Source organism: Blastococcus sp. SYSU D00669, from assembly GCF_054050715.1.
The window spans coordinates 1-16,202 of the sequence record NZ_JBJGZV010000046.1; the positions used below are offsets into that span (position 1 = coordinate 1).

General features: G+C 74.5%; 20 protein-coding genes. 4 read left to right on the forward strand and 16 right to left on the reverse strand.

Features of this window, described 5'->3' with window-relative positions:
* Positions 1-128 precede the first annotated feature (128 nt).
* Together ACI8AF_RS23590 and ACI8AF_RS23595 are read right to left on the reverse strand one after the other, a co-directional pair.
* Entirely contained in the window at positions 129-413 is a 285-nt protein-coding gene (locus tag ACI8AF_RS23590; protein ID WP_456542204.1) for a hypothetical protein, read from the reverse strand.
* Between the two features lie 262 nt (positions 414-675).
* Positions 676-2,535 carry an ABC transporter ATP-binding protein gene (locus ACI8AF_RS23595; RefSeq protein ID WP_456542205.1) on the reverse strand — a complete coding sequence of 620 codons (1,860 nt, stop codon included), beginning with the start codon at positions 2,533-2,535 and terminating at the stop codon, positions 676-678.
* A 57-nt stretch (positions 2,536-2,592) separates the two neighbouring features.
* Here ACI8AF_RS23595 and ACI8AF_RS23600 point away from each other — a divergent pair, with 57 nt between their 5' ends.
* Positions 2,593-3,015: a MarR family winged helix-turn-helix transcriptional regulator gene (locus ACI8AF_RS23600; RefSeq protein ID WP_456542206.1), complete on the forward strand. Its 423-nt coding sequence runs from the start codon at positions 2,593-2,595 to the stop codon at positions 3,013-3,015.
* On the opposite strand, the gene ACI8AF_RS23605 is transcribed toward ACI8AF_RS23600, so the two are convergent.
* The 5 genes from ACI8AF_RS23605 to ACI8AF_RS23625 all read right to left on the reverse strand — a co-directional run bounded on the left by ACI8AF_RS23605 (position 3,012) and on the right by ACI8AF_RS23625 (position 7,145).
* On the reverse strand, positions 3,012-3,767 hold the full coding sequence (locus ACI8AF_RS23605; protein WP_456542207.1) for an alpha/beta fold hydrolase: 756 nt from the start codon (positions 3,765-3,767) through the stop codon (positions 3,012-3,014). The two genes, ACI8AF_RS23600 and ACI8AF_RS23605, sit on opposite strands and share 4 nt — an antisense overlap.
* Positions 3,764-4,897: a serine hydrolase domain-containing protein gene (locus ACI8AF_RS23610; protein ID WP_456542208.1), complete on the reverse strand. Its 1,134-nt coding sequence runs from the start codon at positions 4,895-4,897 to the stop codon at positions 3,764-3,766. Before ACI8AF_RS23610 ends, ACI8AF_RS23605 begins: the two co-directional genes overlap by 4 nt.
* Positions 4,898-5,035: 138 nt before the next feature.
* Positions 5,036-5,461 carry a hypothetical protein gene (locus ACI8AF_RS23615; protein ID WP_456542209.1) on the reverse strand — a complete coding sequence of 142 codons (426 nt, stop codon included), beginning with the start codon at positions 5,459-5,461 and terminating at the stop codon, positions 5,036-5,038.
* A complete protein-coding gene (locus tag ACI8AF_RS23620) occupies positions 5,458-6,213 on the reverse strand; it encodes an SDR family oxidoreductase (protein ID WP_456542210.1) in 756 nt (251 codons plus the stop codon). The genes ACI8AF_RS23615 and ACI8AF_RS23620 overlap by 4 nt, the downstream gene beginning before the upstream one ends.
* A gap of 17 nt (positions 6,214-6,230) precedes the next feature.
* Positions 6,231-7,145, reverse strand: coding sequence for an RNA polymerase sigma-70 factor (locus tag ACI8AF_RS23625; RefSeq protein WP_456542211.1), 915 nt, complete (start codon positions 7,143-7,145; stop codon positions 6,231-6,233).
* A gap of 97 nt (positions 7,146-7,242) precedes the next feature.
* Between ACI8AF_RS23625 and ACI8AF_RS23630 the strand changes: the two genes are divergently transcribed.
* Entirely contained in the window at positions 7,243-8,451 is a 1,209-nt protein-coding gene (locus ACI8AF_RS23630; protein ID WP_456542212.1) for a globin domain-containing protein, read from the forward strand.
* Between the two features lie 68 nt (positions 8,452-8,519).
* Here the strand turns inward: ACI8AF_RS23630 and ACI8AF_RS23635 are convergent, their stop codons facing one another.
* On the reverse strand, positions 8,520-9,284 hold the full coding sequence (locus ACI8AF_RS23635) for an alpha/beta fold hydrolase (RefSeq protein ID WP_456542213.1): 765 nt from the start codon (positions 9,282-9,284) through the stop codon (positions 8,520-8,522).
* A 61-nt stretch (positions 9,285-9,345) separates the two neighbouring features.
* On the reverse strand, positions 9,346-9,963 hold the full coding sequence (locus tag ACI8AF_RS23640) for a dihydrofolate reductase family protein (protein ID WP_456542214.1): 618 nt from the start codon (positions 9,961-9,963) through the stop codon (positions 9,346-9,348).
* 121 nt (positions 9,964-10,084) lie between these two features.
* On the opposite strand from ACI8AF_RS23640, the gene ACI8AF_RS23645 reads away from it, so the two are divergent.
* Together ACI8AF_RS23645 and ACI8AF_RS23650 are read left to right on the forward strand one after the other, a co-directional pair.
* On the forward strand, positions 10,085-11,275 hold the full coding sequence (locus tag ACI8AF_RS23645) for an EAL domain-containing protein (RefSeq protein WP_456542215.1): 1,191 nt from the start codon (positions 10,085-10,087) through the stop codon (positions 11,273-11,275).
* A 106-nt stretch (positions 11,276-11,381) separates the two neighbouring features.
* A complete protein-coding gene (locus ACI8AF_RS23650) occupies positions 11,382-12,212 on the forward strand; it encodes an SDR family oxidoreductase (protein ID WP_456542216.1) in 831 nt (276 codons plus the stop codon).
* Positions 12,213-12,265: 53 nt separating this feature from the next.
* On the opposite strand, the gene ACI8AF_RS23655 is transcribed toward ACI8AF_RS23650, so the two are convergent.
* From ACI8AF_RS23655 to ACI8AF_RS23685, 7 genes are all read right to left on the reverse strand, one after another.
* On the reverse strand, positions 12,266-12,790 hold the full coding sequence (locus ACI8AF_RS23655; RefSeq protein WP_456542217.1) for an SRPBCC family protein: 525 nt from the start codon (positions 12,788-12,790) through the stop codon (positions 12,266-12,268).
* Entirely contained in the window at positions 12,787-13,104 is a 318-nt protein-coding gene (locus tag ACI8AF_RS23660) for an ArsR/SmtB family transcription factor (RefSeq protein ID WP_456542218.1), read from the reverse strand. The genes ACI8AF_RS23655 and ACI8AF_RS23660 overlap by 4 nt, the downstream gene beginning before the upstream one ends.
* 159 nt (positions 13,105-13,263) lie before the next feature.
* On the reverse strand, positions 13,264-13,596 hold the full coding sequence (gene trxA, locus ACI8AF_RS23665) for a thioredoxin (RefSeq protein WP_456542219.1): 333 nt from the start codon (positions 13,594-13,596) through the stop codon (positions 13,264-13,266).
* Positions 13,597-13,619: 23 nt separating this feature from the next.
* Entirely contained in the window at positions 13,620-14,045 is a 426-nt protein-coding gene (locus ACI8AF_RS23670) for a winged helix-turn-helix transcriptional regulator (protein ID WP_456542220.1), read from the reverse strand.
* A gap of 100 nt (positions 14,046-14,145) precedes the next feature.
* Positions 14,146-14,478, reverse strand: a complete 333-nt coding sequence (locus tag ACI8AF_RS23675; protein ID WP_456542221.1) for a thioredoxin family protein — start codon at positions 14,476-14,478, stop codon at positions 14,146-14,148.
* Between the two features lie 98 nt (positions 14,479-14,576).
* A complete protein-coding gene (locus tag ACI8AF_RS23680) occupies positions 14,577-15,065 on the reverse strand; it encodes a hypothetical protein (RefSeq protein ID WP_456542222.1) in 489 nt (162 codons plus the stop codon).
* Positions 15,066-15,548: 483 nt separating this feature from the next.
* A complete protein-coding gene (locus ACI8AF_RS23685; RefSeq protein WP_456542223.1) occupies positions 15,549-16,136 on the reverse strand; it encodes a TetR/AcrR family transcriptional regulator in 588 nt (195 codons plus the stop codon).
* Positions 16,137-16,202 lie beyond the last annotated feature (66 nt).

Genomic DNA, 16,202 nt, shown 5'->3' on the forward strand with positions numbered 1-16,202 from the left:
TGAACCACGAGGGACCTCCTGGGTCTGGCTGGGTGCTTGGCGGCTCCCAAACCAAACCCGGAGGTCCCTCCCTACATCAAGATCCGAATCCGTCGGACACGGTGCACCAACCTGCCCGATCAGTACAGCTAGGCGTGCACCTCCGGGCTGTGCCGTCCCCGCAGGAGGAGCAGGACGGTCGCGGCCAGGATCCACACCAGGAGCAGCAGGAACCCGGTGAACCCGGCGATGCCGGCGAAGCTGTCGTCGATGTCGTCGTCGAACACGCCCGCGAAGCAGTCGTTGAGGACGACGAGCGTCCGGGTGACAGCCGGCTCGTCGTCCGCGGTGCCGGCGCTCTGGACCAGGGCGAGGGAGAGCCCCGCGGACACCGCGGTCACCGCCACGAAGGCCGCCGCGGCGATGGCGAGCACGCCGGCGAACAGGCCCCCGGCGGCCCTCGGCGCGCCGCAGCCGTCCCCACACGCCCGCGAGGAAGAACAGGAACGCCACGTCGGAGAGGAAGGTGAGGAACAACGACCACCGGTGACCGGCGCGATCGGCCACGACGGCCTCGGCGATCACCTCGGAGGCCTCGTCGCTCGCCGGTGTCGACGGTGTGGAGAAGCTGGCGATCACGAGCACGATGAAGACCGCGCCGGCACTCGGCACACCGGCCTGGGACCGGCTCCCGCGTCAGGCGGCCAGCACCACCGCGCGGGAGGCGGCGCCGACCAGCTCGGCGTAGCGCCCGCCGCGGGCGAGCAGCTCCTCGTGCGTGCCCTGCTCCGCGACCCGGCCGCCGTCCAGGACGACGATCCGGTCGGCGTCGCGCACGGTCGAGAGCCGGTGGGCGATGGTGAGCGTCGTCCGGCCGCGGCTGGCCTCGTCGAGCGCGGCCTGCACCGCCCGCTCCGTGCTGTTGTCCAGCGCGCTGGTGGCCTCGTCCAGCACCAGCACGCGGGGGTCGCGCAGCAGCGTGCGGGCGATGGCCAGCCGCTGCTTCTCCCCGCCGGAGAACCGGTGCCCGCGGGCGCCGACGACGGTGTCGTAGCCGTCGGGCAGCGCGGCGATCACGTCGTGCACCTGCGCCCGGCGGGCGGCGTCCTCGATCTCGGCGTCGGTGGCGTCGGGCTTGGCGTGACGCAGGTTCTCGCGCACCGTCGCGTGCAGCAGGTAGGTCTCCTGCGAGACGACGCCGACGATGCGGGCGAGGGTGGCCAGCGGCAGGTCCCGGACGTCGACGCCGTCGATCAGCACCCGGCCGGACGTCGGGTCGGCCAGCCGGGAGACCAGCGAGGCCAGCGTGCTCTTGCCCGAACCGGTCTGCCCCACCAGCGCCACCGTCGACCCGGCGGGCACGCGCACGTCGACGTCGGCCAGCGCGGGCCGGTGCGCGTCGGGGTAGGTGAACGAGACGCCGTGGAACCGCACCTCGCCGCGCACGGCGGCCGGGTCCAGCGGCACGGGGGACACCGGGTCGGCGATGTCGACCGGCAGGTCGAGGTACTCGAACACGCGGCTGAACAGCGCCATCGAGCTGGTCACCGAGACGCCCACGTCGAGCAGCCCCGTCAGCGGGCGGAACAGCGCGGCCTGCAGCGTGGTGAAGGCGACCAGCGTGCCGATGGTCATGCCGCCGGAGGTCGCCGGCAGCCCTGCGGCCAGGTAGATCAGCGCCGGGATGCCGGCGAAGACGACGTTCATCGTGGCCATCCGCCACCGGCCGGCCAGCTGCGAGCGGACCTCGAGCGCGACCAGGCCGTCGGACGTCTCGGTGAACCGGCGGGACTGCGCGGGGCCGGCGCCGATGGTCTTCGACAGGAGGACGCCGGAGATCGACAGCCCCTCCTCGACCTGCGCGTGCAGCTCGGCGAGCGCGCGCTGGCGCTGGGCGGTGACCGCGCGGCGCATCCGCGCCACCTTGCGGGTCAGCCAGATCGCCGGCGGCAGGACGACCAGCGAGAGCAGCGACAGCCGCCACGAGAGCGCGACCATCGCGATGACGGTGCCGACGACGGTCGTGGCGTTCGAGGCCAGCGACGTGGCCGTCGACGTGACCACCGACTGCATGCCGCCGATGTCGTTGGTGAGCCGCGACTGCACCTCGCCGCCGCGGGTGCGGGTGAAGAAGCCCAGCGACTGCCGCTGCAGGTGGGTGAAGACGGCGGTGCGCAGCCCGTGCATGACGCGCTGCCCGACCGTGGTCGACAGCCACGTCTGGACGACGCCGAGCACGGAGGTCACCGCGGCGACGGCGAGCATGCCGGCGACGGCGGCGGCGAGCAGTCCGACGTCCTGGTGCGGCAGGGCGTCGTCGATGACCAGCCGGACCAGGAACGGCGAGGCGAGCGCGACCACCGACGAGACGACGATCAGCGCCACGACCACGGCGACCTGCCAGCGGTACGGGCGGAAGAGCGCGGCGATCCGCCGCAGGGAGACCGGCGAGCGGTCGAGCTGTGCGCGGTCGGCGGGGTCGACGGTGCGGCCCGAGCCGCCGCGGCCGCCACCGCCGGGGGAGTTCACGGGGTCCAGAACGGCGCCACCTCCCATGGATGCTGAGGTTACCTCATCATGTGGGAACCACAGCGGTGTCGCTACTCTTCCCGCATGGCCGACGACGACCCCGCCGTGCTCGGCGAGCTCGTGCTGCGCCTCGGCCGGCTGCAGCGGCACCGCTGGCGCGACGCCCTGGCGCCCTGGGACCTCACGCCCCACCAGGCCCGGGCGCTGCGCGTGGTTACCGGCCGCGACGGCACCCGGCTCTCCGAGCTCGCCGAGGCCCTGCACATCGCGCCGCGCTCGGCGACCGAGGTGGTGGACGGCCTGGAGGAGCGCGGCCTGGTGGAGCGCACCGCCGACCCGCGGGACCGGCGGGCCGTCGTCGTCCGGCCCACCGCCACCGGCCGGCGGGTCAGGGGCGAGGTCGACACCGCCCGCGCCGCCGACTCGCGCGAGCTGTTCGGCCGGCTGCCGGCCGCCGACCGCGCCGCACTCGAGCGGATCCTGCGCACGCTCGTCGAGCAGCCTTAGCCCGAAGAAGACCCCAGGAGGGCCAGCACGGCATCGGGGCGCTCCCAGTGCGCGTTGTGGCCGGCGCCCTCGACGAGTTCTGCCTCCGGGTCGATCCGGCGCATCGCCTCCAGCGACACCATCGCGTCGCCGTCCCCGGCCGCCAGGTGCAGCGGCGCGGCGCACCGCCGCAGGATGCCGGGCACCGACGGGCCGACGGCGGAGAACGCCCGGTTGTCCAGCGCGACGGTCCAGCCGCCCTCCACCTCGCGGACGCCGGCCAGCGCGACGTCGCCCGACGGCTCGGCCAGCCCGCGCAGCCCGGCCAGGGCCAGGTGCCGGGCCGCGGCCTCCTCGCGGGTGGCGACGACCTTGCCGGGCCTGCCCGCGAGCGCGCGGGCGCCGGCCTCCTCCTCCGCCGTCCACTCGATCTTCGTGCCGACGGCGACCACCCGGTCGACCGCCACCCCGTACTCGCCGCCGCCGAGCAGCGCACCGACCACCCCGCCGAAGGAGTGCGCGAGCACGGTGACCCGTGCCGCGCCCAGCTCCGTGACGAGCTCGGCCATGTCCGCGGCGTGGACCGCGTAGCCGTACGGCGGCTCGGCGCGCGAGCGACCGTGGCCGCGCAGGTCCGGGGCCGCCCAGCGGCCGGGGACCAGCGGCAGCAGCCGCTCCCAGACGGCGCCGGTCGCGCCGAGGCCGTGCAGCAGGAGCAGCAGGTCGTCGCCGTCCCCACCGGTGGTGCAGGCGATGCCGGTCCGGGAGATCACAGCGCCGCGTAGACGGCCTCGAGGTAGGCCTGCGCCCGCGGCGAGCCGACGATGCCCGGGGCCATCCGGTTCATCATGTAGCTGGTGGTCACGCGGCGGTCGAGGTCCATGACGATCAGCGAGCCGCCCCAGCCACCCCAGAAGCAGACGCGCCCGTCGGGCAGGTAGGGCACGCCGCCGGACGGCGACAGCGCGAAGCCGACGCCGTAGCGGAACGGCACGCCGAGCACGAGGTCGACGCCGTCGGCCTGGACGTCGAAGACGAGGTCGATCGTCTTCTCCGACAGCAGCCGCACGCCGCCGGCCTCCCCGCCCAGCGACACCACGCGCATGATGTCGAGCACCCCGCGGGCGTTGCTGTGCCCGTTGAGCGCGCCCATGTCTGCGTCGCGCCAGGCGCGGGTGTTGGCGTTGGCGGCGTCGGCGACCGGCCCGGTGAAGCAGCGGAAGACCGCGCTCTGCGGGTCCAGCGCGGCGAAGTCGATCGGCAGCGGGGGTGGCGGGACGACGGGCGCGATCCGGTCGTCGTCCTCGGGCTCGGCCCCGATCTGGAAGTCGGCCCCGAACGGCGCGGCCAGCTCCTCGGCGACGTACTGCTTGAGCGACCGGCCGTCGACGCGGCGCAGCACCTCGCCGAGCAGGTGGCCCTGGTTCTGCGCGTGGTAACCGGCCGCCGTCCCGGGCTCCCACCAGGGGGCCTGGGCGGCGAGCCGGGCCGTCGAGGACTCCCAGTCGTACATGTCGGCGGCCTCGAACGGCGGGTCCCAGCCGGCCACGCCCGAGGTGTGCGACATCAGGTGCCGGACCCGCACGTCCTCCTTGCCGTTCGCGCCGAACTCCGGCCAGTACTCGGCGACCGGGGCGTGCACGTCCAGCTGCCCCTTCTCGACCAGCGTGAGCACCGCCAGCGCGGTGATCGTCTTCGTCGTCGACCAGACGTTGACGATCGCGTCCCGGGTCCACGGCGTCGTCCGGGCCTGGTCGCGGTGGCCGCCCCAGATGTCGACGACGGTCTCGCCGTCGACGTCGACGGCGATCGAGGCGCCCAGCTCGTCGCCCTCGAGCTGGGTGGCGAGCGCGTCGCGCACCCCCGCGAACCGGTCGTCGAACGTGCCGTGGACCTCGGCCATGCCGCCTCCTCGCGAACGGCGCGACCCCGGTGTCGCGCCGCCCGGATCAGACCACGGAGTCCGCGACGGCGTCCATGATCGTCGTGCGCCCGGTGCCCTTCGCCCGGCGGGAAAGGGCCTCCGGCGCACACCGACGACTCAGACGAGGACGTCGTCGCGTTCCCGCGGGAGCGTCCTCGGTGCGAGCAGCGCCGCCGCCAGCAGGGCCAGCGGCAGCGCGACCGAGCCGATCAGCAGCAGCACCAGCACCGACGCCTCGAGCTCCGTCGCCCCGTGCAGATGTGTCACGTGGAACACGAGGTGCGGCACCGCGAACGCCAGGTACGCCAGCAGCGCCGTGACCACGAGCCGCCGCTCCGTCCAGACGGCGGCCGCGGTGAGCACGATCGCCAGCCCCAGCGTCGCGCCGCCGAAGTCGCGCATGAGGTGCTCGCTGAACGGCGGCGTGAGGTCCACGGTCGGCACGTCGTCGTAGAAGCTGCGCGGGGCGAACGCCGTCCACGACCCGAGCACCCACTCGACCGCGGCCAGCAGCACCAGCCCCGGCCGCAGCAGCCCGCTCACCGCAGGGCCTCCGCCCGGCCGGCGAGCCACTGCTCGTAGGACACCCGCCCGTACGCCGGGCCGGGCACCATCGCCGCGCCCGACCGGTAGGCGGCGAACAGCTTCCCGGGCAGCGACAGCGGCACCACCGGCCGCCGCACGCCGGCCGACCGCGACCAGGCGCGCGCCAGCGAGGGCAGCGAGCGCTGCTCCGGCCCGCCGATGTCGGCCACCCGGCCCGCCGGTGCCGCCGACGCGAGCTCGACCAGCCGGTCGGCCACCTCGCCGACGTCGATCGGCTGCAGGTCGATCGTGGGCACCACTAGCAGCGGCAGCCGGCGCTGCGAGGTGAACATCGAGGTCACGAACGGGTGGAACTGGGTGGCCCGCAGGATCGTGGACGGCAGCCCCGACTGCTCGACCATGCGCTCGACCTCCCGCTTGGCCCGGTAGTAGGCCAGCGGGATGGTGTCGACGCCGACGATCGACACGTACACCAGGTGCCGCACCCCGGCGCGCGCCGAGGCGGCCAGCAGCGTCCGCGCCTGGGCGACGTCACCGCCCTTCGTCCGCGGGCTGTGGGACAGGTGCAGGACGACGTCGACGCCGTCCAGCGCCGCGTCGAGGCCGTCACCGGACACCAGGTCCCCGGTGACGAGACCGGGTCCGCTGCGCCGGCTGAGGGCTCGGACGTCGTGGCCCGTGGCGCGCAGGCGGGCGACGGTGGGCACGCCGAGCGTGCCGGTGGCTCCGGTGACCAACGTGGTCGTCATGGTGGGGTCTCCCTTCCTCACCCGCTCAGACCACGCAGCCCTCCGATCCGTGACAGCTGCCCGTCGGCGAAGGCGAGCTTGACCGGGTTGAGCACGAAGTCCAGGCCGGTGATGCGTTCGCCGTCGGTGCTCACCACCAGGACGCTCTGCAGCGCGCCGTCCCGGAACGAGACGACCGCCGGCGCCCCGTTGACCTCGGCGAAGGCCCCGGTGAGCCCGGCGGTGAACTTGGCGAAGATCCCGGCCAGGTAGCGCGCCACCTTGTCGCGGCCGGTCACCGGCATGCGGGCGGCGTTCACCACGCCGCCGCCGTCGCTGCGCGCCACCACGTCGTCGGCCAGCAGCGCCTCGAGGCCGGCCACGTCGCCGTCCCGCGCCGCGGCCAGGAACCGGAGGACCAGTTCCTGCCAGCGCTCGGCCTCGACCTCGCGGGTCTGCTCGGCGGCCACGTGCTTGCGCGCCCGCGAGTGCAGCTGCCGCGCGTTGGCCTCGGAGACGCCGATCAGCTCGGCGACCTCCCGGGGGCTGTAGGCGAACGCCTCGCGGAGCACGTACGCCGCCCGCTCGGCCGGCGGCAGCCGCTCCAGGACGGCGAGCAGCGCGAACGAGACGCACTCCCGCTGGACGGCGTCCTCCAGCGGGCCGAGCGCGCCGTCGGCGGTGACCACCGGCTCCGGCAGCCACGGCCCGACGTACACCTCCCGGCGCGCGCGGGCCGAGGTGAGCGCGTTCAGGCTGAGGTTGGTGACCGTGCGCGCCAGGAAGGCGGCCGGGTCGCTCACCCGCCCCTGGTCGACGCCCTGCCAGCGCAGCCAGGCGTCCTGGAGCACGTCCTCCGCGTCGGCGACCGAACCGAGCATCCGGTAGGCGATGCCGAAGAGCCGGCCGCGGGCGGCCTCGAACTCCTCCAGCGCACCCGTCGCCGTCGTCACGCCCAGCATCCTGGCACCCGACATCGATGGGTAGGCCGGGCGCCGATCGGGCAGGGGCCGAGCACGGGGCCCATCGCAGACCGCACCAGGGGGAGAGATGCTCACCGAGAAGTCCCGGCCCGTCATCGAGGCCACCCTGCCCGTCGTCGGCGAGAACATCGGCAAGATCGCCGAGCGGTTCTACCAGCACCTGTTCGGCGAGCACCCCGAGCTGCTCGACGGCACGTTCAACCGCGGCAACCAGGCCGAGGGCACCCAGCAGCAGGCGCTGGCCGGCTCGGTCGCGCTCTTCGCCAGCGCGCTGGTCGGCCACCCCGACCACCTGCCCGAGCACCTGCTCAGCCGGATCGCGCACAAGCACGCCTCGCTGGGCATCACCCCGGCGCAGTACCAGGTCGTGCGGGACAACCTGTTCTGGGCGATCGCCGACGTGCTCGGCGACGCCGTCACGCCCGAGGTGGTCGCCGCCTGGGACGAGGTCTACTGGCTCATGGCGCGCGCCCTGATCAACCAGGAGCGCGGCCTCTACAGCGCCCGCGGCGTCCGGCCCGAGACGGTCTGGCGCGAGTGGGAGGTCGTGGAGAAGCGCCGGGAGACCGACGACGTCGTCACCTTCACCGTGCGCCGGGTCGACGACCGGCTGGTCAAGACGTCGCTGCCCGGGCAGTACGTCACCGTGCAGGTGCCCATGCCCGACGGCGTCCGCCAGCCGCGGCAGTACAGCCTGACCCAGGCCGACGACGGCGAGCACCGGTCGTTCGCGGTCAAGCGGGTCACCGGTGGGGGCAAGCCGGACGGCGAGGTGAGCAACCACCTGCACGACCGGGTGGGCGTCGGCGACCGGCTCACCATGTCGCTGCCCTACGGCGACGTCGTCCTCGACGACTCCGGCCGGCCGGTCGTCTTCGCCAGCGCCGGCATCGGCGTCACCCCGATGGCCGGCATGCTCTCGCACCTGACCAAGGCCGGCTCGCACCTGCCGATCACCCTGCTGCACGCCGACCTGCACGAGGGGTCCTTCGCGCTGCGGGACCAGATCGCCCGCGACGTCGCGAAGCTGCCCAACGCCCGGCTGCACGTCTGGTACGAGCACGGCGCGCACGGCGACCTGCCGGTCGACGGCCGGTACGCCGGGATCATGGACCTCGACGACGTCGAGCTGCCCGAGGGCGCCTTCTACTACCTGTGCGGGCCGCTGCCGTTCATGCGGGGCATCCGCAGCGTCCTGCTCGACCGGGGCGTGCCGGCGGCCGACATCCAGTACGAGGTCTTCGGCCCGGACCTCTGGCAGGCCGACCTGGACTAGAAGGACCCCGCTGCCCCCCACCCACGCCTCGCAGGCTCGGCGCGGGACCCTGCAGCAGGGCCGTTCCCTCACGTCACCATTTCGAGCCGCTCGTGGACCAGGTTCACGAGCAGCTCGGGCGCCTCGACGTGCGCGAAGTGGCCGGTGGGGGTGACGACGACGTCCACCTCGGGCACCTCGGCCGCGAGGGCCGCCAGCTGCTGGTCGGTCCACCGCTCGTAGGCGACCCAGGCCGGCTGCGCCTCGGCGGGCACGAGCTCGGCCATCGACTCGCCGGCCCGGGTGAGCAGCAGCGGGCAGCGCGCCCGCCGGTACACGGCGAGCACGTCGAGCTCGTCGATGGCCCGCATGACGTCGGCCATGTGCTCGCCGAGCAGCAGGGTCGCGGCCTCGGCCAGCCAGGTGACCAGGGCGTCGACCGACGGGTCGTCCGGCGCGAGGCCGGCGTACTGGTCGCGGTGGGTGGGGTTGCCGTGCCCGTCGAGGTTCACCGCCAGCGGGCACTCGGGGTGCCCGGTCGCCCACAGCGCCGCGACGATCCCGCCCAGGGAGTGCCCGACCACCGCCGGCCGCCCGAGCCGCAGCTCACCGACCACCGCCTCGACGTCGGCGACCACGGCGTCCCAGGTCCACGGCGCGACCGGTGTGCCCCCGTGCCCGCGCAGGTCGATCGCGACCGGCCGGTGGCCGAGGGCGACCAGGCGGTCGGCCACGACCTCCCAGTCCTCCGACGTCCGGGCGCCCCCGTGCAGCAGGACGACGGCCGTCCCGGTGCCGCCGGGGTCGACGACGTGCAGCGGCACGTCGCCCGAGATCACGGTCCGCTCGCGCATGCGGTGGAGTGCACCAGCACGGGGGCCGGGCCCGCACCCGATTTCGGGCCCGGCGGCCGGCTCAGTCCTCCAGCGCGAAGGAGCCCGTCTCGACGTCCCCGGCGCGCTGGTAGCTCGCGATCAGCGCACCGGTCGTGGTGACCTTCGAGCCGGTGAGCCGCCAGCTGCGCGGGATCGTGCCGTCGCCGAACAGCCGCTTGCCCTGGCCGAGCGTCACCGGGTCGATGATCAGCCGCAGCTCGTCGACCAGGTCCTCGCGCAGCAGGGTCTGGATCAGCCCGGCGCTGCCGTGCACCTGCAGCTCGCCGCCGTCCTGGGCCTTGAGCGCCCGCACCGCCTCGGCGACGTCGCCCTCGAGCAGCCGCGCGGTGTCCCAGTCCAGCGAGGTCAGCGTGCGCGACGCGACGTGCTTGGTCTTGGTCTGCAGGCCCACCGTGACGTTGTCGTCGCTCTCCACCCGGGGCCAGTGCGCGGCGAAGATCTCGTAGGTCGTCCGGCCGAGCAGGAAGTCCTGCGCCCCGGCGAACCACTCGTCCATCTGCTGACCGAAGACCTCGTCGGCGTACGGGAACGACCAGCCGCCGAAGGCGAAGCCGCCCGAGGGGTCCTCCTCCGGCCCGCCGGGGGCCTGCATGACCCCGTCGAGGGTCAGGAACGTGGTGACGACGAGCGGACGCATGGCTTCCTCCTGCGGGGTTCGTGGGGCTCCGTCGTCAAGACGTCGAACGGGACCGCCGCTCATCGACACCGCCGCGGAACTTTTTCCTCCAGCCCCCGGTCGCGCGTGCCGATGGAGCACCATGGGCAGGCAGCGCACCGATTCCGAGCGGCAGATCGCCGAGCTGCTGCAGACGGCGAAGAAGTCGCTGCGCCTGTCGGTCGCGTTCCTGAGCCGGCTCGACGGGACGACGCAGCACCTCGAGGTCGTCGAGTCGAGCATCCCGGTGCTGTTCCAGGAGAAGGTCACGCAGGACCAGGAGACCTCGCTGTGCCAGGCGGTCCTCGACGGGAGGCTGCCCCCGGTCATCGCCGACCTCAAGGCCTTCCCGGCCGCGATGGCGCTGCCCGCCGCCCGGATGCCGCGGATCCGCAGCTACGTCTCGGTCCCCGTCCGGCTGTCCGACGGCTCGCTCTACGGGACGTTCTGCGCCGCCGGGCTGACCTCCGACAAGGAGCTGACGAAGCGCGACGAGGCGCTCATGGACGTGCTCGCCTCGGCCGCGGCGGTCATCGTCGAGCCGGAGGTCCGCGCGCAGGAGCGCCGCACGGAGGTCCTCGGGCGGATCGGCCCGGTGATCGCCGCCGGCGGACCGACCGTGGTCCTGCAGCCGATCGTCCGGCTCCTCACCGGTGAGCGGACCGGCACCGAGGCGCTCAGCCGCTTCCCCGCCGAGTGGGGGACGACGCCCGACGTCGTCTTCGCCGAGGCGCACGCCGTCGGCGAGGGCCACCGGCTGGAGCTGCTGGCCCTCGAGCGCGCCGCCGCCCACCTGGACCGGGTCGGCGGCTACGTCGGCATGAACCTCTCCCCCGCCACGCTGCTCACCGACGAGGCGGCGGCGCTGTTCGACCGCCTCCCGCTCGGCCGGGTCCTGCTGGAGCTCAGCGAGCACGACCCCGTCGACGACTACGCCGCGCTCGCCCGCGTGCTCGACCCGCTGCGCGCCCGCGGGCTGCGGCTGGCCATCGACGACGTCGGCGCCGGCTTCAGCTCGCTGCGGCACATCGTCGTCACCTCCCCCGACGTGCTGAAGCTCGACCGCAGCCTGGTGTCGGGGGTGGACGCCGACCCGGTGCTGTCGACGCTGGTGCGCTCGCTGGTCGAGTTCGCGCACGGCTGCTCGGCCCAGGTGGTCGCGGAGGGCGTGGAGACCGCCGCCGAGGCCGCGGCGCTGCTGGCGCTGGGCGTCGACCTCGGCCAGGGCTGGCACTTCGGCCGGCCCGGTCCGGTCGAGGCGCTGCTCGCCCCCGAGGCCGCGCTGACCGCCTGAGCCCGCACCCCCCGGGAACAGAACCCGCCCGCCCGCACTTGGGGCCGGAAGAGGAGGCGCATCCGCTTGCGCCGTCCCTCCGACAGCCGGCGAGCGAGGAGCACACATGCCCAAGACGTGGTTCATCACCGGCGCCTCCCGCGGCTTCGGCCGCGAGTGGGCCGTCGCCGCCCTCGAGCGGGGCGACTCGGTGGCCGCGACCGCCCGGAACACCTCGACCCTCGACGACCTGGTCGAGCGCTTCGGCGACCGGCTGCTGCCCGTCCAGCTCGACGTCGACGACCGCGAGGCCGACATCGCCGCGGTGAAGCAGGCCCACGAGCACTTCGGCCGGCTCGACGTCGTGGTGAACAACGCCGGCTACGGGCAGTTCGGGATGATCGAGGAGATCACCGAGGCCGAGGCGCGCGCCCAGTTCGAGACCAACGTCTTCGGCGCCCTGTGGGTGACCCAGGCGGCGCTGCCGTACCTGCGGGAGCAGCGCTCGGGCCACATCCTCCAGGTCTCGTCGATCGGCGGGATCAGCGCGTTCCCGAACATCGGCATCTACAACGCGTCGAAGTGGGCGCTGGAGGGCTTCAGCCAGGCACTGGCCCAGGAGGTCGCCGACTTCGGCATCCGCGTCACGCTCATCGAGCCCGGCGCCTTCTCCACCGACTGGGGCGGCGCCTCGGCCCGGCACGCCGCCCCGAACCCGGCCTACGACGAGTTCCGCGTCAAGGCCGCCGAGCAGCGCCGCGCGCGGGTGGCCGGCACCGGCGACCCCACCGCCAGCGCCGCGGCCGTGCTCGCCGTGGTCGACGCGGAGGACCCGCCGCTGCGGATCTTCCTCGGCGGCACCCCGCTGCGCATCGCCACGGCCGACTACGAGTCCCGCCTCGCCGAGTGGCGGGCGTGGGAGGACGTCGCCGTCGCGGCCGCCGGCCCGCAGAGCTGACCCCCCTCCGCTCTCGGTGCGGACAGCGTGACCGCTTTCCGCACCGAAAGCGGTCAGCGGTCGACGGGGTCGGGGATCGGCGCGCCCGAGGGCAGGCCGGCGTCGACGTGCGCCTGCAGGATCGGCTCCCACTCCGCCACGTCGCCGTGCGGCCCGCTGGTGGGGACGCCGTCGAGCCGCTTGCCCAGCACGTCCAGGCAGACGTACCAGCCGCCGGCGTTGCGGGCCGCCGCGGAGCGGTCGTCGAGCACGTCCACCAGCGTGAGCCGGCACCAGCCGTCGCCGGTCGGCTCGAGGGTGAGGTGCAGCTCGTCCTCGTACCAGGTGAACGCCAGCCGGTGCGGCGGGTCCCAGACCAGGATCGTGCCGTCGGCGGCCGCTGCGTAGGGATCGTCGGCGAAGGCGATCCGGCCGCCCTCGCGCGGCTCGATCTCCACCTTCGACGGGAACCAGTGCTGCAGCTCCGCGGGGTCGCTGACCGCCGTCCACACCCGCTCGACCGGGTGCCGGTAGGTCCGCACGAAGCGCACCGCCGGGCGGCCCTCGTGCTCCACGTACGTGCCCAGGTCGTCCTTCACGAGCGCTCCTCCATCCGGTCCAGGTGCCTGCCGAGTGCGTCGAGGCGGTCGTTCCAGAGCGAGCGGTAGGGGGCCAGCCACTCGTCCAGCTCGGCCAGCGGCGCCGGGTCGAGCGCGTAGATGCGCCGCTGCGCATCCGGCAGGACCGTGACCAGCCCCGCCTCCCGCAGCACCCGCAGGTGCTTGGACGTCGCCGGCTGGGTCAGCCCCAGCGCCCCCACGAGCTCGCCGACGGCCCGTGGCCGCTCCCGCAGCAGGCCGAGCACGGCCCGCCGGTGGGGATCGGTCAGCGCCGCCCACGTCGCCTCATGCACGCCGCCGAGCATGCCCCGCAAGGCATATGCCTGTCAAGGCATACAGGGGGGTCGTCGGGCGCGGCGGTCCGGGACTTCCGGGCGTACCGGTCGCTGACCCCCGCGGGCCGCGACCCCTACGTCCAGCTCCTGCTCGACCGCTGAGCGCGCCGGTCCGCCTCAGGCGGCCAGGGCCAGGTGCGGCTCCAGTGCGGCCACGAGGGCCGCCTGCGGCCGCGCCCCGACGACGGTGGTGACGAGCTCGCCGCCGACGAACAGGGCGAGCGTCGGCATCCCCATGACGCCGTAGCGCCGGGTCACCTCGGGGTTCTCGTCGACGTCGAGGGTGACGACCGACATCCGGCCGGCCTGCTCGGCGGCGATCCGCTCGAGCACCGGCTTGATCATCTTGCAGGGCGGGCACCAGTCGGCGGTGAAGTCGACGAGCACCGGGCGCTCGCTGCCGAGGACGTCGGCGGCGAACGTCGCGTCGGTGGTGCGGGGCAGGGACACGGGGACCTCCGGGGGACGACGGGTCAGCGGTTGACCTGGGCGATCAGCCGGTCGTGCGGGCCGGTCTCCGCGCCGCACTCGCAGACGAGGCGGGCGGTCACCCGGCCGCCGCAGCCGCCGTGGCGGTACACGACCTCCTGCGGGGCACCGGCGCCGAGGTGGCGCTCCCCCCAGTCGGACATCGCGGCGAGCAGCGGGAGCAGGTCGGCCCCGGCGTCGGTGAGCACGTACTCCGTGCGCTCCCGGCTGCCGGGGAGCCGGTAGGGGCGGGTGGCGAGGACGCCCGCCGCGGTCAGCCGGCGCAGCCGGTCGGACAGCACGGTCCGCGGCGCCCCGGTCGCCGCCGCCAGCTCGTCGAACCGGCGCAGGCCGAGCGAGACCTCGCGGACGACGAGCAGCGCCCACCGTTCCCCCACGAGGGCCAGCACCTGCGCCACGCCGTCCGCCACGGTCCTGAGTCTAGACCCTGGATCCAGCTACCGCGCAAGCATGCGGACGTGCTTCATCGCGATGAAGCGCGGTGCTCCATCGCGATGAAGCGCCTGGGTCTCAGACGAGGGCGGCGAGGTGCGGCTCGATCTCCTGCATGATCGACCAGCCCGGCCGGCCGCCCACCATCGTCGTCACCATCTGGCCGCGCACGAACAGCGCCAGTGTCGGCATGCCCATGACCTTGTAGGCCGACGCGGTCGACGGGCTCTCGTCGACGTCGAGGGCGACCACCTTGAGCCGCGCCGCCTGGTCGACGGAGAGGTTCTCCAGCACCGGCGCCATCATCTTGCAGGGGGCGCACCAGGCGGCGCCGAACTCGACCAGCACCGGCTTCGGGCTGGCCAGGACGTCGTCGGCGAAGGTGGCGTCGGTGGTGTGCTGCACGGGCATCGGGGGATCCCTCCTCGGCGGGCGGCCCTTCCCGGGCCGGTCGTGCTCCAGCCTCCGGACGTCGCTTGCAGCCGCCTTGCAGGCGACCTGGGGAACGGTCACGACCGCGGCCGCACCAGCCAGAGCCCCGTCTCGTTCGGCCCCTCGCAGGTTCCCACCACGACCGCGCCGGCGGAAGTGAGGACGAGCCGCTCCAGGGTGCCGTGCCCCGGGCAGACCGGTCCCGAGACGGCCGACTCCCCGGTGGCGAGGTCGGTGGGGACGACGAACGGGACGAGGTCGTCGTCGGTCAGCGCGTGCACCCAGCCGCTCGCCTCGGCGGCGACCGGGCCCCCGGGTCGGACGGCGCCGAGCAACTCGGCGAGCACGACGGCCCCGAACTCGGCGCCGGTCGCCGCCGGCGGCAGGCGGGGAGCAACCACCGCGCCGTCCGCCGAGCGGAACTCCACCCACGGCGGTCCGTCGTCCCCGTCGGAACCGAAGACGACGAACAGGTCGGGATCGGCCCTGGGCCGCCCGGCCGGCGACAGCCCGGCACCCGGCTCCAGGCCGGTGACCGCGCCGGTGTCGAGGTCGAAGCGGATCACCGCGCTGTTGAAGTGGCCGTCGCCGAGCTGCGCGGCTGCCGGTCCCCCCGTCGAGGTCGCCCGCGCCGCGCTCGGTGAGGAGGACGGCGGTCCCGTCGGCCGCGATCGCCAGGCTGCTCGCGAACGCACCGGTCGTGGCGGGGAAGTCCGCCCGCTCGGTCCAGACCCCGGCGCGCCGAGGCGTCCGGCGTGACGGGGGAGGCGAGCAGCACGTCGGGCGGGATCGGCGGGTCGTCGCGGTCGTGGTCGGAGGAGTACCTGCCGAGCACGTGCACGACGGCGTCGGAGCCGACGACGTGCACCGGGTCGGAGCCGGGCGGTGCGCCGTCGCGGAACTGCGCGGCGGCGTCGGCGACCTCGTACGGGGCGGCCGTCGCGGGTCCACTCGGCGGAGCAGGCGGCGAGCAGGGTCAGGCAGGCGAGCAGGGGTGCGGCGCGGGCTGCTCCCACGGCCCGACCCCGCGCAGCGGCACGTGGGGCGGGCTAGTGCCCCGCTGGGCGGGGGGCGACGAAGGGCACCAGCACCTCGTCGACGATCTGCACGACGACGTCGTCGTCGATCGGGTCGCCGGTGACCAGGAAGCGGTGCCAGAGCACCCCCTGGCCCAGCTCCCGGGCGATCTCGACCGGCACGTCGGGCCGGACGTCGCCGCGGGCGACGCCCCGCGCCAGCAGGTCGGCCATCTCCTGCTTGCGCCAGCCGATGACGCCCTCGCGGAAGGCGGCGGCGAAGTCCGGGTCCTCGGCCATCGCGGTGACGACGGCCTGGACCACCCGGCTGCCGGGCCCGGTCAGGACGGCAGCCCAGCCGCGCAGGATCGCCAGCATGTCGGTGCGGTAGCTGCCGGTGTCCTCGGCCGGGATGACGCCCGTGGCCTGCCGCAGCAGCACGTCGCGCAGCAGCGCCGCCCGGTCGGGCCAGCGCCGGTACAGCACGGGCTTGCTGGTGCCGGCGCGCGCGGCGACCGCCTCCATGGTCACCGCGCGGGCTCCCCCGGTCACGATCAGGCCGACGACGGCGTCGGCGATGGCGGCCTCGAGCTCGGCACCGCGCCGGCGCGCGACCGCCATGCCACCTCCCGCAAGAGAAACGCTTGCGTATCTTGCTCGGCCACCCTAGCGTGCCCGACACAAGAA

What these genes read in the sequence shown, in the direction of transcription:
- ACI8AF_RS23620 (WP_456542210.1), bottom strand. Translation starts at nt 6,213, where the DNA reads ATGACGACCACGTTGGTCACCGGAGCCACCGGCACGCTCGGCGTGCCC.
- ACI8AF_RS23650 (WP_456542216.1), top strand. Translation starts at nt 11,382, where the DNA reads ATGCCCAAGACGTGGTTCATCACCGGCGCCTCCCGCGGCTTCGGCCGC.
- ACI8AF_RS23645 (WP_456542215.1), top strand. Translation starts at nt 10,085, where the DNA reads ATGGGCAGGCAGCGCACCGATTCCGAGCGGCAGATCGCCGAGCTGCTG.
- ACI8AF_RS23595 (WP_456542205.1), bottom strand. Translation starts at nt 2,535, where the DNA reads ATGGGAGGTGGCGCCGTTCTGGACCCCGTGAACTCCCCCGGCGGTGGC.
- ACI8AF_RS23675 (WP_456542221.1), bottom strand. Translation starts at nt 14,478, where the DNA reads ATGCCCGTGCAGCACACCACCGACGCCACCTTCGCCGACGACGTCCTG.
- ACI8AF_RS23685 (WP_456542223.1), bottom strand. Translation starts at nt 16,136, where the DNA reads ATGGCGGTCGCGCGCCGGCGCGGTGCCGAGCTCGAGGCCGCCATCGCC.
- ACI8AF_RS23600 (WP_456542206.1), top strand. Translation starts at nt 2,593, where the DNA reads ATGGCCGACGACGACCCCGCCGTGCTCGGCGAGCTCGTGCTGCGCCTC.
- ACI8AF_RS23635 (WP_456542213.1), bottom strand. Translation starts at nt 9,284, where the DNA reads ATGCGCGAGCGGACCGTGATCTCGGGCGACGTGCCGCTGCACGTCGTC.
- ACI8AF_RS23630 (WP_456542212.1), top strand. Translation starts at nt 7,243, where the DNA reads ATGCTCACCGAGAAGTCCCGGCCCGTCATCGAGGCCACCCTGCCCGTC.
- ACI8AF_RS23640 (WP_456542214.1), bottom strand. Translation starts at nt 9,963, where the DNA reads ATGCGTCCGCTCGTCGTCACCACGTTCCTGACCCTCGACGGGGTCATG.
- ACI8AF_RS23610 (WP_456542208.1), bottom strand. Translation starts at nt 4,897, where the DNA reads ATGGCCGAGGTCCACGGCACGTTCGACGACCGGTTCGCGGGGGTGCGC.